The organism is Xenorhabdus sp. PB62.4, assembly GCF_014467285.1.
Taxonomy (GTDB): Bacteria; Pseudomonadota; Gammaproteobacteria; order Enterobacterales; family Enterobacteriaceae; genus Xenorhabdus.
The window spans coordinates 1-709 of sequence record NZ_NKHR01000107.1; the positions used below are offsets into that span (position 1 = coordinate 1).

Below are 709 nucleotides of genomic sequence, written 5' to 3' on the forward strand. Positions count from 1 at the left end.
CTGTCTCTTCTACACAAATCCCTCGATTGAATCGAGGGATATTTTTGAACCTTTTTCTGCCTGGCTGATCTCAACAAGAAATACCACGTTGAGGTAACGTATGATGTTTTCTACAAACACTGAGCAATGGGCAAAAGAAACTTTTCAATATGCCGATTTAGGGGATAGTCGCCGCACTAAGCGACTGGTCAAGCTTGCTTCTTCTCTTGCAAATCATTTAGGACAGTCTCTCGTGCAGTCTTTAAAATCACCTGCTGATATCGAAGCCGCTTATCGTTTCACTCGTAATCAAGCTATTAATCCTCACGCTATCGCAGAAGCTGGCTTTGTCGCCACTGCTGAGCAGGTTAAGCACTATGATTGCCTCCTCGCTCTTGAAGATACGACCTCGCTGGAATTTACCCACCCTACGGTTCGAGATGAGATGGGGCACACCACATCCAATAAACGTTCCAGAGGTATGCATGCGCATTCCGTTTTGCTCTTTGCGCCTGATAAGCAGCAGGTTATTGGGCTCATTGAACAAGCTCGTTGGACGAGAGACCTTCAAGCTTACGGGCAAAATCAACATCATGCGAGCAGAGCTTACAAAGACAAAGAAAGCTATAAATGGGAACGGGCTTCACGCGCAATGGAAACCCGCCTCGGTGCTGACATGCGGAAAGTTATCTCTGTCTGTGACCGAGAAGCGGATATTATTGAGTATCTG

At 46.4% G+C, this 709-nt stretch carries 1 protein-coding gene; it reads left to right on the forward strand.

Annotated elements, in window-relative coordinates:
• Positions 1 to 103: 103 nt before the first annotated feature.
• Positions 104 to 709, forward strand: a 606-nt coding sequence (locus Xenpb_RS19430; protein ID WP_255523222.1) for an IS4 family transposase, incomplete at its 3' end; no start/stop codon positions are given.